The organism is Burkholderia sp. NRF60-BP8, from assembly GCF_001522585.2.
In the GTDB taxonomy this organism is placed as follows: Bacteria; Pseudomonadota; Gammaproteobacteria; order Burkholderiales; family Burkholderiaceae; genus Burkholderia.
This window is the reverse complement of sequence record NZ_CP013372.1, coordinates 780022-793424: the sequence shown is the minus strand read 5'-3', so window position 1 is coordinate 793424 and position 13403 is coordinate 780022. Positions and strand designations below refer to the sequence as shown.

Annotated in this window: 12 protein-coding genes; 4 read left to right on the top strand and 8 right to left on the bottom strand. The window is 70.2% G+C overall.

From position 1 onward, the window contains the following. Positions 1-211 precede the first annotated feature (211 nt). Complete coding sequence (locus WS54_RS03675) at positions 212-1129, bottom strand: metal-dependent hydrolase (RefSeq protein WP_059785096.1); 918 nt, start codon at positions 1127-1129, stop codon at positions 212-214. Between the two features lie 582 nt (positions 1130-1711). On the opposite strand from WS54_RS03675, the gene WS54_RS03670 reads away from it, so the two are divergent. From WS54_RS03670 to WS54_RS03660, 3 genes are all read left to right on the top strand, one after another. Further along, positions 1712-2053, top strand: coding sequence for an FKBP-type peptidyl-prolyl cis-trans isomerase (locus WS54_RS03670; RefSeq protein WP_059466723.1), 342 nt, complete (start codon positions 1712-1714; stop codon positions 2051-2053). Positions 2054-2079: 26 nt separating this feature from the next. Then, a complete protein-coding gene (locus tag WS54_RS03665; RefSeq protein WP_059784119.1) occupies positions 2080-2853 on the top strand; it encodes an AraC family transcriptional regulator in 774 nt (257 codons plus the stop codon). 121 nt (positions 2854-2974) lie between these two features. Further along, positions 2975-4471 carry an MFS transporter gene (locus tag WS54_RS03660; protein WP_059785099.1) on the top strand — a complete coding sequence of 499 codons (1497 nt, stop codon included), beginning with the start codon at positions 2975-2977 and terminating at the stop codon, positions 4469-4471. Here WS54_RS03660 and WS54_RS03655 read toward each other — a convergent pair. Together WS54_RS03655 and WS54_RS03650 are read right to left on the bottom strand one after the other, a co-directional pair. Further along, positions 4413-5348 (bottom strand): hypothetical protein, encoded by a 936-nt coding sequence (locus tag WS54_RS03655; RefSeq protein ID WP_034205270.1) that lies wholly within the window; start codon positions 5346-5348, stop codon positions 4413-4415. The genes WS54_RS03660 and WS54_RS03655 overlap by 59 nt on opposite strands. Positions 5349-5413: 65 nt before the next feature. Then, positions 5414-5884, bottom strand: coding sequence for a winged helix-turn-helix transcriptional regulator (locus tag WS54_RS03650; protein ID WP_059784123.1), 471 nt, complete (start codon positions 5882-5884; stop codon positions 5414-5416). Between the two features lie 154 nt (positions 5885-6038). Between WS54_RS03650 and WS54_RS03645 the strand changes: the two genes are divergently transcribed. Further along, a complete protein-coding gene (locus WS54_RS03645) occupies positions 6039-7274 on the top strand; it encodes an MFS transporter (protein ID WP_059784126.1) in 1236 nt (411 codons plus the stop codon). Positions 7275-7403: 129 nt separating this feature from the next. On the opposite strand, the gene WS54_RS03640 is transcribed toward WS54_RS03645, so the two are convergent. The 5 genes from WS54_RS03640 to WS54_RS03620 are packed head-to-tail and all read right to left on the bottom strand — an operon-like array spanning position 7404 to position 13376. Next, on the bottom strand, positions 7404-8570 hold the full coding sequence (locus WS54_RS03640) for a glycosyltransferase family 4 protein (protein ID WP_059784129.1): 1167 nt from the start codon (positions 8568-8570) through the stop codon (positions 7404-7406). Next, on the bottom strand, positions 8570-9754 hold the full coding sequence (locus WS54_RS03635) for a glycosyltransferase family 4 protein (protein ID WP_034205273.1): 1185 nt from the start codon (positions 9752-9754) through the stop codon (positions 8570-8572). The genes WS54_RS03640 and WS54_RS03635 overlap by 1 nt, the downstream gene beginning before the upstream one ends. Then, the gene (locus WS54_RS03630) at positions 9751-11217 is read right to left on the bottom strand and encodes an O-antigen ligase family protein (RefSeq protein WP_059784132.1); all 1467 of its coding nucleotides are present in this window, start codon (positions 11215-11217) and stop codon (positions 9751-9753) included. Before WS54_RS03630 ends, WS54_RS03635 begins: the two co-directional genes overlap by 4 nt. A gap of 10 nt (positions 11218-11227) precedes the next feature. Beyond that, positions 11228-12373 (bottom strand): glycosyltransferase family 4 protein, encoded by a 1146-nt coding sequence (locus WS54_RS03625; RefSeq protein WP_034205275.1) that lies wholly within the window; start codon positions 12371-12373, stop codon positions 11228-11230. Positions 12374-12416: 43 nt separating this feature from the next. Continuing rightward, complete coding sequence (locus WS54_RS03620; protein ID WP_059784134.1) at positions 12417-13376, bottom strand: glycosyltransferase family 2 protein; 960 nt, start codon at positions 13374-13376, stop codon at positions 12417-12419. Positions 13377-13403: the final 27 nt, after the last annotated feature.

Here is a 13403-nt window from a genome sequence, read left to right as displayed (position 1 = left end):
ACGGGCGCACGCCCGATCGGCGCACCGGCGCATGCGTGTGCAACCGGTGTGGCGGGCATGCGAACGCGGTGCAACCGGTTCCGGTTGATTGTCGTCAATCGTCGGAACGAGCCGGCCGATGCGCGAACGCAACAGGCACGATGCCCCGCCGCGCGCCGCGCGCCGCGCGCCGCGCGACGGGCGACGGGCGACGGGCGGCCGGCGGCCCGGATCAGCGGCCCGACGCGAGCGGCGCCGGCGCGTTCGCGCGACCGCGGCCGGCCGGCGTGCCGCCGTGTTCGCCGTAGGTGGCGGCCAGTGCGTCGACCCGCGCGAGATGGTGGCGATTGTCGTGATCCCACGGGTGGAAGCCCGGCCGGAAAAAGCTCAGCCATTCGCCGGCGATGCGCGGGAACAGCCCGCGGCGCGGCCCGTACAGGAACGCGATCGTCCGCAGCAGGCCGCGCACGTGATGGCCGGCGCCGCGATCGCGCCACAGCAGCGTCGCGTGCATCAGGAACACGGTCGGCCAGAACGTCAGCGTCGTCAGCAGATACACGCCGATGCGGATCAGGTAGCGGCGCAGCCCCGGCTTCATCGCGGCGTTCCACACGTCGAACGACACGGCCTTGTGCTCGGTTTCCTCCAGCGCGTGCCAGATCCACATCTGCCGGTAGCCTTCGACCGAGCCGTCGAGGCGCGTCGGGTCGCACAGCAGCCAGTCGGCGAGCATCGCCGTGTAGTGCTCGGCCGCCACCGTGTGCGCGAGCTGCACCGAATGCGGCAGCGTGCGCTTCATGTAGCCGAGCACCGTCCACACGCGCCGGTCGAGCTTGCGCGCGGGCAGCCGGTTCGCCTGCATCAGCTCGTTGTATTCGACGTGCTCGCGCGTGTGCATCGCCTCCTGGCCGATGAAGCCCAGCACCTGCTGCTTCAGCACGGGATCGTCGATCCGGTCGCGGTAGTTGCGCACCGAATCCATGAAGAAGCGCTCGCCGGCCGGAAACAGCAGCGACAGCGCGTTGAAGAAATGGGTCACGTGCGACCCTAGGCCATGCCAGTCCTTCGCACGTTCGACCGGCAGGTCGAAGCGCAGGTCGCGGCGCACCGGCATGATCCCGGCTGCGGTGACGGAAGCGGCTGACTTCATGTGCATCGTTCTCCTGTTGCCGAGCGGCCCGGCGCATCGTCGGACGCGGCCGGCGCAAGCCCGGGCGACGCGTCGCGCGCCGCCAAAATCCTGACATCGACAGATGTAACGATAGGCCGCTCGCGCCGGCGCACGCAAGCCGTGCGGTAGATGCGCACTTCCAAACAGGGCACGGTCGGACAGGCGGAGAAAACGGCGTTCGAACGACGCTCGGCCGGGTGGCGATTCGAACGCGCCGGCGCGCGAACGGGCGAGGTGGCGGGTGTGGCGCAGCGTCCCGCCATCGGCCCGGCAGCCCCGTGCGCCGGGCATCTCGCCGCGTCCGGCAACGGTCGCCCGGCATGCGGCAAGACGTGCCGAGAACGTCGATTCATACGCGTGGCGCACTGCCGTGGTGCAACCGCGGCCCGTGGCCTCGCCGAAAATTCAAACGCGCGTTCCAATAGCGGATCGGCCGATTCCGCGCGCGGCGCCCCGCCACCTTCGCCGACACGCGTACGACGGCACGAAATCCACGCGCGCCGGGCCGCTGCGCGCTCGCCTACAATAGCGGTTTCACGCAACGTTCTTTCAGGAGAAGTCATGTCTGTCACCACGACCGCATCGGGCCTCAAGATCGAGGACCTGACCGAAGGCACCGGCGCGGAAGCGCAAGCCGGCAAGACCGTCAGCGTCCATTACACCGGCTGGCTGACCGACGGTCAGAAATTCGATTCGAGCAAGGATCGCAACGACCCGTTCGCGTTCGTGCTCGGCGGCGGCATGGTCATCAAGGGCTGGGACGAAGGCGTGCAGGGCATGAAGGTCGGCGGCGTGCGTCGCCTGACGATCCCGCCGCAGCTCGGCTACGGCCCGCGCGGCGCAGGCGGCGTGATTCCGCCGAATGCGACGCTCGTGTTCGAAGTCGAACTGCTCGACGTCTGACCCCGCCGCCGGCCGTTTCCCTTCCGATGGAACGCATCGCCTCCCCCGCCATCGCGCTGCGCCGCTACGCCACGTGCGAAGCGTCGGACGTGCACGACTTCCACCAGGTCGTGCTCGGCGTCGACGGCGCGATGGTGATGGCGGTGGACGGAATCGGCCGGCGCATCGACCGGCACGCGGCCTGGCTGATTCCGGCCGGCGCGCGCCACGACTACGCGGGCCTCGGCGAGAATCGCCAGCTCGTGATCGACCTGCCCGCCGCGTCGCTCGCGGTACCGCAGCGGCTGTTCGACCATGCGCGCGCCGTGTCGATCGACCCGGCGCTCACGTCGCTCGTCGCGCAGGTCGCGGCGGTCGCCGCGCAGCACGATGCGCCGGCCGGCGACGCACGACAGGCTGCCGCGCACCGCTTTCAGTGGCAGGCCGCCGCGCGCCTGTGCGACGCGCTGCTCGACGATGCGGGCATCGCCGCGCCGGCGTCGGGCCTCGATTTCGCGCGCATCGACCGCTGGCTGCGCGCGCGGCTCGCCGAGCCGCTGCGCATCGCCGATCTCGCCGCGCACTGCGGCTACGGAATGCGCCGGTTTCATCAACTGTTCGTCGAGGCGTTCGGCGAAACGCCGCATCGCTACCTGCAGCGGCTGCGGCTCGACGCCGCGGTCGTGCTGCTCGCCGACGGCCGGCATTCGCTCGTCGACATCGCGGGCAGCGTCGGCTTCGCGGATCAAAGCACGTTCACGCATGCGTTCACGAAGCGCTTCGGCGTGGCGCCCGGACGCTGGCGCGGCGAACGGCATTGAGCGCGGTAGCGCGCTGAATACGCATCGACGCACGTAGCCGGCAGCACGCGGATCGGCATCCGTATCGACGCTTCGCGTCTCGCTGAAACGTCACGTGTCCGTCGCCGCCTACGATGGGCGCATGGATACGACCACACCCTCCTCCGCTTTCCCGCCAGCGCTCGCGCGCGTCGTCGCCACCGTCAGCATCGGCTTCGTCGTCACGCAGCTCGACGTGACGATCGTCAACATCGCGCTCGCGCATCTCGCCGCCGACCTGTACCTGCCGGTCGCCGGCCTGCAGTGGGTCGTCGATGCGTACACGCTCGCGTTCGCGGTGCTGATGCTGTCGGCCGGCGCGCTCGGCGACCGTTTCGGCGCACGCCGCCTGTATATCGCAGGCCTCCTGCTGTTCGCGCTCGCGTCGCTCGCATGCGGCGCCGCCGTCGTGCCCGCGATGCTGGTCGCGGCCCGCGCGCTGCAAGGCATCGGCGCCGCGGCCATGCTGCCGAATTCGCTCGCGCTGCTGAACGACGCGTGCCGGCACGACCCGCGCCTGCGCGCCCGCGCGGTCGCCGCGTGGACGGCGGCCGGGTCGATCGCGATCGCGGCCGGCCCGGTCGTCGGCGGCCTGCTGATCGCCGCATGGGGCTGGCGCGGCATCTTCCTCGTGAACCTGCCGCTCTCTGCGGCGGGACTCGCGGCCACGTTCGCGTGGGTGCCCGCGCGCCACGGACGCGCGGCGCCGCCCCGCTCGCTCGACCTGCACGGCCAGTTCGTCGCGATCGCGATGCTGACCGCGCTGACCGGCGCGGTGATCGAATGGCGGCCGCTCGGCTTCACGCATCCGGTCGTGGCCGGCGGCTGCGTGCTGGCGGCGCTGGCCGCGCTCGCGTTCGTCGCGATCGAGTCGCGCACGGCCACGCCGATGCTGCCGCTGTCGCTGTTCCGCCACCGCACGTTCAGCGCGGCCGTGCTGTTCGGCATCTGCGTGAACCTCACGTACTACGGCACCCTGTTCGTGCTCGCGCTGTACCTGCAACGCGCGCGCGGCGAATCGGCGCTGCAGGCGGGGCTCGCGTTCCTGCCGCTCACGGGCGGGTTCCTGCTGTCGAATCTCGCGAGCGGCCGCGTCGTCGCGCGCCACGGCCCGCGCGTGCCGATGCTGGCCGGCGCGCTCGTCGCCGCGCTCGGCTACGGGTCGCTGCATTTCGTCGACGCGTCGACGCCGCTCGGCGTGCTGCTGGCGCCGTTCCTGCTGATACCGTCGGGCATGGGGTTCGCGGTGCCCGCGATGACGACGGCCGTGCTCGCATCGGTCGCGCCCGACCGCGCCGGCATCGCGTCGGCCGTGCTGAATACCGCGCGGCAGGCCGGCGGCGCGATCGGCGTCGCGGCGTTCGGTGCGCTCGCCGGCGGCGGGGCAGCGCAGGTCGCGAGCGGATTGCGGATCGAAACCGCCGTGTCGGTCATGCTGCTGCTCGCGGCCGCGCTGCTCGCGACCCGTGTGCGGGCCGCTGCGCGTCGCGACGCACCGCGTTCGCGTCGGGCGGTGCCGGCGCACGATCGAGCGCTGGCGGTCACGCGTCGCCGGGGTCGGGCTGGATCAGGTGACGCCACGGAAAGAAGTTCTTCCTGAAGTGGCTCACATAGCCGCCTCTGCCGGCCTGGATCACCATCAGCTGCAACGCCGGATGCAGCGCCTGCAGCGCTTCGAGCGCGTCGAGGTCGAGACAGGTATTTCTCAGATACAGCGCGTGGAGCCGCTGGCCGGTCCGGCTCTTCAGCAAGCGCTCGTAGGCGTCGAACGGCGTGATGCAGCCCGCGCCACGCTCGTGCTTCCACGCCGAATGCAATTCCGTCGACTCGGAGAAATCGAGCCGGCCGAGCGACGGCAGGTTGTCGCTGCCGGCAAGACGGTCGATGAACTGCTGCGTGTCGTAACAGCCGCCGATGCGCAGCCGGCTCAGATACGGCAACGGCACGTCGAAGAAGCGTGCATCGGGTGCGTTCGGCACCGTCAGCTCGGCGAGAAACGGCGCCTTCGCGACGAAGCGGGCAATCTCGCCGCCCTCCTGCATGATCCGATCCCGGCGCACGATCATCGACAAGTTGTGATCGGCCGGCTCGGTCGGCCGCACATACAGCGACCGCAGTATCGGAAAGTGCGCATCCGAATCGAGCAGCGGACCGAAATCCCATTCGCGCGTGCCGTTCGCGCCTTCGTCCGGCCCGCTGAACACCAGATCGGTCACGAGGCTCGCCACCTCCGGCTCCGCCAGACATGCCAGCGTCCAGTCGAGCGGCTCGCCCCATGCCTCGCCGAAGTATCGGACATGCAGCCCGGCCCGCAGCGGCGCGACGTCGAGATGATTGAAATCGGACAGCCACAGCGGCTCCGCCGGATCCGCATGGTCGTGGCCTTCCTCGGCACCTTCGCTTGCGCAATGATCGTGGATACGGCGCTGCAACTCGAGCAAGCGCCGATAACCGGCGGAATCCAGTGGATGAGTCATGGCGATGCGGCTCCGGACGACGATCGCGACAGTCTAGCCGACGGTGCAGCCATCGCGCCTCGCGCTCATCGCCGTGCCGCACCCGCTTCATCGTCGATCTTCCTGACGACGGTGTCGGCCGCCTTCAAAGGCCGGCCGTCGTCGTGCCGCAGCGCGAGCTTGCGAATCGCGCGCCCGGTGCCGCGGTCGACCAGCACCGAATGCGGCTCGCCGCGCGCGAACAGGTTGGCCTCGCCCCACTGCCGCAGCATCACGATGACCGGAAACAGCCCTTCGCCTTTCCTGGTCAGCACGTACTCCTGATACGCGGTGCCGTCGGAGGCCGGCACGACGTCGAACACGCCCGCGTCCACCAGCATCTTCAGCCGGTCGGACAGGATGTTGCTCGCGACGCCGAGGCTCGCGCGGAAATCGCCGAAGCGGCGCACGCCGTCGAACGCGTCGCGCACGATCAGCAACGCCCAGCGATCGCCGACGATATCGGTCGCGCGCGCCACCGGGCACGGCGAATCCGCAAGACTTTTCTGCCTGGCCATGTTCCTCTCCGCAATCGCGCCGGCCGCCTTCGCGGGCAGGCCGACCGTCCGTGCACGGGCCCCACGCCCGCCGTCAAACAGGTTGCATTTTAAAACTACTTTCCCTACACTCCAAACCAGTTTCAAATTGCAACTACATTGCATGAGGAAACCCATGGAATCGTCCTGCCATTCCGGCACCGTTGCATCGACCGCGCCAACCGGCGCGGTCCATCCGGCCGAGGGCGGCCGCCTGTCGTCGGCGCGCGTCGCGCTCCTGGCCGTCTGCTGCGCGGCGAGCGTCGCGAACGTCTACTACGCACAGCCGCTGCTCGATTCGATAGCGCGGGATTTCGGCGTGTCGCAGGCCGCGGTCGGCGGCGTCGTCACCGCGACGCAGCTCGGCTGCGCGCTCGCGCTGCTGTTCGTCGTGCCGCTCGGCGACCTGCTGAACCGCAAGCGTCTGATCGCCGTGCAGCTTGTGCTGCTGAGCGCCGCCTGCATCGGCGTGGCCGTGGCGTCGACGCGCGTCGCGCTGCTGGCCGGGATGGTCGCGGTCGGGCTGCTCGGCACCGCGATGACGCAAGGGCTGATCGCATGCTCGGCCACCCTCGCCGGCGCCGGCGAACGCGGGCGCGTCGTGGGCGCCGCGCAGGGCGGCGTCGTGGTCGGGCTGCTGGCCGCGCGCTCGCTGGCGGGCGTCGTCACCGACATCGCGGGGTGGCGGGCGGTCTATCTCGTGTCGGGCGGGCTCGCGATCGCGATGCTGGTCGTGCTGTCGCGGCTGCTGCCGGATCGGCACGAACCGCGCGAACGCATCGGTTATGCGGCGCTGCTGCGCTCGATGGTGTCGCTGCTGCGCGACGAACGCGTGCTGCGCGTGCGCGGCGCGATCGCGCTGCTGATGTTCGCCGCGTTCAGCATCTTCTGGAGCGCGCTCGTGCTGCCGCTGAGCGCGCCGCCGCACGCGATGTCGCACACGCAGATCGGCGCATTCGGCCTCGTCGGCGCACTGGGTGCGGCGGCCGCCGCCCGCGCGGGCCGGCTCGCGGATCGCGGGCGCGGCGAAGCGACGACCGGCGTCGCCCTTGCGCTGCTCGCCTGCTCGTGGCTGCCGCTCGCGTTCGGCAATACGTCGATTGCGCTGCTGATCGTCGGCATCGTGCTGCTCGACGTCGGCGGACAGGCCGTGCACGTCGTCAATCAGAGCATGATTCTCGGCGCGCGGCCCGACGCGCATGCGCGGCTCGTCGGCTGCTACATGCTGTTCTATTCGGCCGGCAGCGGGCTCGGTGCGATTGCGGCGACGATGACGTATGCACGCGCCGGATGGACCGGCGTCTGCGGGCTCGGCGCGGCGGTGAGCATGGCCGCGCTCGGCGCATGGGCCGCGACGCTGCGGCGCGCATGATGCGCGCGGGTCATGCGGATCGAACGGGAAAAGCCGACGCGCCCTCGGCGGGCGGCCGGCACGCGAACCGGCCGCGCACGTGCGCCCGGCGGGCTTGCGGTTCGGCGCGCGCGGGGCACGCCCGGGCGTTCAGCCCGCCGCCCGGATCGCCTCTTCGTAGACGCCGGCCACGCGCCGCGCGATCACCGCGTTGTCGAAATGATCGCGCGCATAGCGCTTGCACGCGGCCTCGTCGGGCAGCGCGATCGCGCCCGACAGCGCACCGCCGAGCCCTTCGGCGATCGCATCCGCGCCCGTCGACGGCAGCACGAGATCGTTCGACAGCCCGGCGACCGCCTCCGGCAATCCGCCGACCGGCGTGACCAGCACCGGCGTGCCGGACGCCAGCGATTCGACGGTGATCAAGCCGAAGCCCTCGAGCGCGACCGTCGGCACGACGCTGACCGTCGCCGCGCGGTACAGCGCCGCGAGATGGTGGTCGGGCACGAAGCCGAGCAGCTTCACGTTGTCCTGCAGCCCGGCTGCGTCGATGCGCTGCTGCAGTTCCTCGCCGATCTTGCCCTTGCCGGCGATCAGCAGCAGCACGTCCGGGTGACGGCGCTTGACGAGGCCGATCGCGTCGATCAGGTCCTCCAGCCCCATGCGCCGCACGAGCCGGCGCACGGCCAGCACGATCGGCCGGTCCTGCGGCAGTTGCAGCTTGTGCCGCGCCTCGGCCGGCGTGAGCGGCGTGTCGAACTGCGCGGTATCGACGCAGCCGGGAATCACGCGCACGCGCGACGGATCGATCCCGTAGCGGTTCGTCAGGATCTGGCCGAACGCCTGCGACAGCACGATCAGCCGCGACGAACGCGTATAGACGGCCTGTTCGAGATAGCGCTTCGCGCGCTGCCCGAGCGACGCGGCGCCCTCGACCTGACTTTCGTCGGCCCACGGCCCCTGGAAGTGCGACACCTGCGGAATCCCGCGCGTCACGTCGAGGCCCGGAAACGTGTACAGCGCGAAGTGCGACGAAATCACGTCCGGACGCTCGCTGCGGATCTCGTCGCGCAGCGCGCGCCGCGCGGCGAGCATCCGCCGCGCGAGCGGCTGCGACGCAGGCCCGAAGCCCTGGATCGCCCCGCCCGTGTCGTCGGCGACCTTCGGCGAGCCGGCGACGAGCCCGCGCACTTCGACGCCCGCGCCGGGCAGCGCGCCGACGAGCGAGTAGTACATCCGGTCGAGGCCGCCCGCGCGTTCGGGGAACCAGTGCATGCCGATCTGCAACGATTTGATCGGCCGGGAAGATTGGGACATCACGGTTGCTCCTGCGTGATCGCATGCTCGGCCCGCGCGAAGGCGGACGGCTGCGTGGGTTGGCCGATGCGCCGGTAAAGCGCGACGTACTGGGCGCCCATGTGCGCCCAGCCGAAACGGGTCATCAGTTCGCGGGCCGCATCGCCCATCGCGCGACAGGTGTCGCGCGACGCCGCGAGCGAGCCGATCGCCTGCGCGAGCGCGGCCGGATCGTCCGGATCCTCCAGCACGATCCCGCATTCGCGCGTGATGATTTCCGCGCCGCCCGCCGTGCGCGCGGTGACGACCGGCAGCCCGGCCGCCATCGCCTCCAGCAGCGACAGGCTCATCGCTTCGTAGCGCGACGGAAAGACATACGCGTCGACCGAGCGCATCAGCGTCGGCATGTTCTTCACGAGCCCGAGGAAATGCACGCGCGAATCGATGCCGAGCGCGCGCGCTTCGTCGGGATACGGGCTGCCGGGCAAGTAGCCGGCCACCGCGAGATGAACGTTGGGCGGCAGCTTCGTCAGCGCCTTCAGCACGGTGCCGAGATTCTTGCGCGGCGTGCGCAGGTCGCCGACGAACAGCAGCAGGAACGCGTCGTCCGGCAGCTTGAACGCCGCACGGTCGGCCTGGGCGCCCGCGAACGCGCTGCCGTCGACGCCGTTGTAGATCACGCTGATCTTGCGGCTGTCGATGCCGAGCCCGGCGATTTCGTCGGCCACCTTCTGCGACACGGCCGTGATCGCGCGCGAGCGCCGGTAGGCCCAGCGCTCGAGCGCGGTGTTCACGCGCGTATAGACGTACTGGTAGGCCGACCACAGCCCCTTCGTCAGCCCGAACGGATAGTACGGACTCTTGAACCAGCCGCCGTGCACGAAGTGCGCGGTATTCACGTCGGCCTTGATCCACGAGATGAAGCCGTTCACGTGCAGCACGTCGTATTCGCCGCGGTGCGCGCGCAGCCACGCCGCGCTTTTCAGCGCGAACACCTGCTGCTTGACGAGATTCGACGGCCAGAAGCCGCCGACCTTCACCGGCACCCAGCGCACGCGCGGGTCGGCCAGCAGCTCGGGCGCGACGTGCGACGCGACCAGTGTGACCTCGTAGTTTTCGGCCAGCGCCGCGCGCGCGATTTCGTAATTGACGCGGCCCTGCCCGTCGTTATGTCGCACGACGTGCGTGACGATCGCGATTCTCAATGGTCGCCTCCCCGTGAACGCGCGGCGACCAGCAGGCGTTGCGCCTTCTGCCAGTGCGCCGCGGCAAGTATCGAAAAAATGGCCGTGAACATCAGCAGGCCGCCGGTGCCGATCAGCGAGTTCGTGAACACGAGCATCGCGAAGGTCGACAGGCACAGGCTCAGGCACGCGCCGACGAACTTGTCCTTGCGCAGCTTGAACGCCGCGCGCAGCGTGCGGCCGAACAGCATCACGACGCCCGCGAGATACAGCAGCGTGCCGGGCCAGCCGAGCACGAACGGCACGTTCATCACGCCGCTGTCGAAGCTGCCGTACTTGCCGAGCTCGCCGCTGTCGCTCGACAGCTTCGTGGACGCGCCGGTCGCGCCCATCCCTTCGCCGGCGACGTCGGTGAACGCCGTCTGCGCGAAGGTCGCGTAGAACTTGTTGCGATCGTCGTAGCTGCGGTCGTCCTTCAGGTTCGCGATCGACTGCAGGCGCTGGCCGAGCCGGTCGGCCACCGGCCCGACCGTCAGGAGCGGCACGCACAGCCCGACCAGCACGACGCCGCTGATCAGGATCCGCATCCGCACGCGGTTGCTCGATTGCACGAGCTGGATCGCGAGCGCGATCACCCAGCCGCCCCAGGTCGAGCGCACGAGACACAGCGCGAACGACACGAAGCCCGCCGCGCCCGCGAACCAGCGGATCTTCTGCGGCGCAACCAGCACGAACACCAGCGCGCCCATCATCGCGAACGCGAACGGTCCGGACGAATTCATCGTGCTGAACACGCGCACGCCGTACGGCACCGGCTCGCCCTGCGAACCCATCTGCGAGCCGACCATCCACAGCACGTCCCACTGCGGCATCACGAAATACTGCACGACGCCGTACACGCCCATCACGAGCATGCCCCACATGAAGGTGGACAGCAGCACGTCGCGGTACTCCGGATAGTTGCGCGCGTTCACCATGATGTGAAAGCCGATCAGGATCGGGTACAGCCAGTTCGCGAGGTCGTAGGTCGCGGCCATCACGCCGCTCGACACGATCCCGACGAGATACGCATACACGAGCCCGAACAGGATCAGCAGCACCGGAATCCCGCGCCGCTGCGCGAGCACGCGGTAATGCCTGAGCAGCCCGAAGCCGGCGATCATCGTCACCGCGAGCGGCGCGACCTGGATCAGGCTCGTCGGCGTGAACGCGCCCTTCGACCAGTCGGCCAGGCGCCGCACTTCCGGGCTCAGGAACCACACCCACCACATGAAGCCGACATAGCGCGCCGGGCTCTTGAAATACAGCCAGACGCCCACCCCGATGGCCAGCACCGGGAACGCGAGCGTCAGCACCTTGCCCTGGTGGACGGCGATCAGCGCGGCGGTGAACGTCCACAGCCCGGCCTGCCCGGCCCAGTGCTTCGGCTCGGCGAACCGGCTGCGGGGGCGCGACGGCGCGCGTTCGGCGGCAATCGTACTCATCGATCCGAGCTCACTGCGACGAAGGACGCGAATCGGCGAGCGGCATCGCCACGCCGGCCGCCGCGGGCGTGCGGCGCCGGCGCAGCATGTCGCGCGTAATCCGCACGTGCTGCTCGGCGAACGCCTGCGTGGTCAGGTCGCGTTCGCGCAGGCACGCGGCGGCCGCCCGCGCGCAGTCGAGCGCCGCCACCGGGTCGGCGACGAAGCGATCGGCGGCCTGGCGCATCGCCTGCGCGTCGAACGCCGGCACATAGGCGGCCGTATCGTGCGGGAAGTAGTCGCTCAGGCCGCCCACGTCGGACACGATCATCGGCTTGCCGACGGCCGCCGCCTCGAGCATCACCGTGATGCCCGACGCGTGGAAATTCGGCCGCAGCGGCACGACGATCACGTCGGCCCACGCGTACAGCTCGTGCTGCTTCGCGAGCCCCGCCGCCGGGCCGATCTTCACGTTCGGCGCGTGCCACTCGCGAGGCACGCGGCGGCGCGTCGCGAGCCGCACGTCGTAACGCGCGTCGCCGCCGAACGCGGCGAGGAACGTGCGCCAGTCGCGGTCGCGGTCGTTGCCGATCGCCGCGATCCGCAGCGGCCGGTTCGGCTTCCATTGCTGCGGCTCGACCGGCGGAAAGTCCTGCGTGTTCAGCCCGTAATAGACGAACTCGGCTTCGCGCCCGAGGTAGCGGCGGCACAGGTCGGCGTTGTCGCGAGCCAGCGTGGTCAGCGCGTCGGCGCGCGCGAGCAGCTTGCGGTACAGCCAGCGGCGCGGGCCGCCGAAGCTGTTCCATTTGTCGAACAGCCACACGCTCTGCGCAAGCAGCAGCGGGCGCTTGCCCTGCGCGCCGGCGAGCTTCAGGATCAGCGCGGCGGCCAGATGCTCCTGTTCGGTGTGGGTCCAGATCACGTCGGTATCGAGCAGCGCCGCGCGGTTGCGCCACGCATGCACGACGTCGAAGCCGAGCGCCGCCTTCAGCGCGCGGCGCGCGATGCTCACGACGCGGTTCTCGCGGCCGTCCTGCGAATAGGTCAGCCGGAATTCGTCGGATTCGGCGTGGTGGTAGCCGTACAGGCAGCCGATGTCGTCGCCTTTCCGGTAGGTACGCGGATCGGCGCCATAGAACAAATGGACGTGAACTTTCGTTGCATCCTTCATGGTCATGCGAGCCCTCCGGGCGTGGCCGCGCGCACTGCGCGCGGGCCGTTCAAGACGTCACCGGCGGCATCGCCGCGCGGTGGGGGGCGAGGTTCGTGCGGCGCGCATCGCGCGCGCCGCGGCGCACCGCGCGCCAGTGCGCGAGCACGCGGGCGCGCCGCGCGGTAGGCAACGACAGCAGCACGTGCGCGAAGCCCGGATAGACGCGCGTGCCGATCAGCGTCCACCACCACCACGCGATCTCGCGCCGTAGCGGCGGCAGATGCTCGCGCAGCGTCAGTTGCAGGTTGTATGCGCCGTTGCTGATCGCGTTCAGCGAGGCCGCATCGCGACGGTCGTCGTCGAAGCGCTCGGCCGGGAAATGATCGACGGCGATCGCCGGGTCGTACAGCAGCGTCCAGCCCGCGCGCTGCACTTCCATGCTGAACGCCATGTCGTTGTGCACCTGCGCGCCGGCGCCGCGCAGCCGCGTGTCGAAGCGCAGCCGTTCGATCACCGCGCGGCGATAACTCATGTTCGCGCCTTTCAGCATGTCGACTTCGCGTGCGCCGCCGACGCCGAGGTGATGATTGCCGATGATCTTGCCCGACAGCGTGAGCTGGCCGACCTGCTCGCGCGATTCGTCGAGCAGGCGGCCTTTTTCGTGCACCCAGTCGCGGCCGCCGACCGCGCCCACGCGCGGGTTGGACAGGAACGCGGCTTCGATGCGCGCGAGCCAGTCGGGGCGCGGCGCCGCATCGTCGTCGGTGATCGCGACGATGTCGCCGGTCGACGCGTCGAGCCCCTTGTTCAGCGCGGCGACCTGCCCCGCCACGTCGACCGGCACGATGCGCAGCGGCAGCGCGCCGCCGACCGCCGGATCGGCGAGCCGTTCGTGCGTGGCGTCGTCCTCCGGGCGCGCGACGACGATCACCTCGTCGGGCAGCCGCTGCTGCCGCTGCAGCGCCAGCAGGCAGCGCGCGAGGTCGGCGGGACGCCGGTAGGTCGGAACGAGCACGGAAATTTTCATCGAGGGTTCTCCATTCGGCCGGGCCGA

Excerpts from the sequence above, each read along its gene's own strand:
- WS54_RS03630 (WP_059784132.1), bottom strand. The coding sequence starts at position 11,217 with ATGAGTACGATTGCCGCCGAACGCGCGCCGTCGCGCCCCCGCAGCCGG.
- WS54_RS03650 (WP_059784123.1), bottom strand. The coding sequence starts at position 5,884 with ATGGCCAGGCAGAAAAGTCTTGCGGATTCGCCGTGCCCGGTGGCGCGC.
- WS54_RS03655 (WP_034205270.1), bottom strand. The coding sequence starts at position 5,348 with ATGACTCATCCACTGGATTCCGCCGGTTATCGGCGCTTGCTCGAGTTG.
- WS54_RS03640 (WP_059784129.1), bottom strand. The coding sequence starts at position 8,570 with ATGTCCCAATCTTCCCGGCCGATCAAATCGTTGCAGATCGGCATGCAC.
- WS54_RS03670 (WP_059466723.1), top strand. The coding sequence starts at position 1,712 with ATGTCTGTCACCACGACCGCATCGGGCCTCAAGATCGAGGACCTGACC.
- WS54_RS03645 (WP_059784126.1), top strand. The coding sequence starts at position 6,039 with ATGGAATCGTCCTGCCATTCCGGCACCGTTGCATCGACCGCGCCAACC.
- WS54_RS03675 (WP_059785096.1), bottom strand. The coding sequence starts at position 1,129 with ATGAAGTCAGCCGCTTCCGTCACCGCAGCCGGGATCATGCCGGTGCGC.
- WS54_RS03660 (WP_059785099.1), top strand. The coding sequence starts at position 2,975 with ATGGATACGACCACACCCTCCTCCGCTTTCCCGCCAGCGCTCGCGCGC.
- WS54_RS03665 (WP_059784119.1), top strand. The coding sequence starts at position 2,080 with ATGGAACGCATCGCCTCCCCCGCCATCGCGCTGCGCCGCTACGCCACG.
- WS54_RS03625 (WP_034205275.1), bottom strand. The coding sequence starts at position 12,373 with ATGACCATGAAGGATGCAACGAAAGTTCACGTCCATTTGTTCTATGGC.
- WS54_RS03620 (WP_059784134.1), bottom strand. The coding sequence starts at position 13,376 with ATGAAAATTTCCGTGCTCGTTCCGACCTACCGGCGTCCCGCCGACCTC.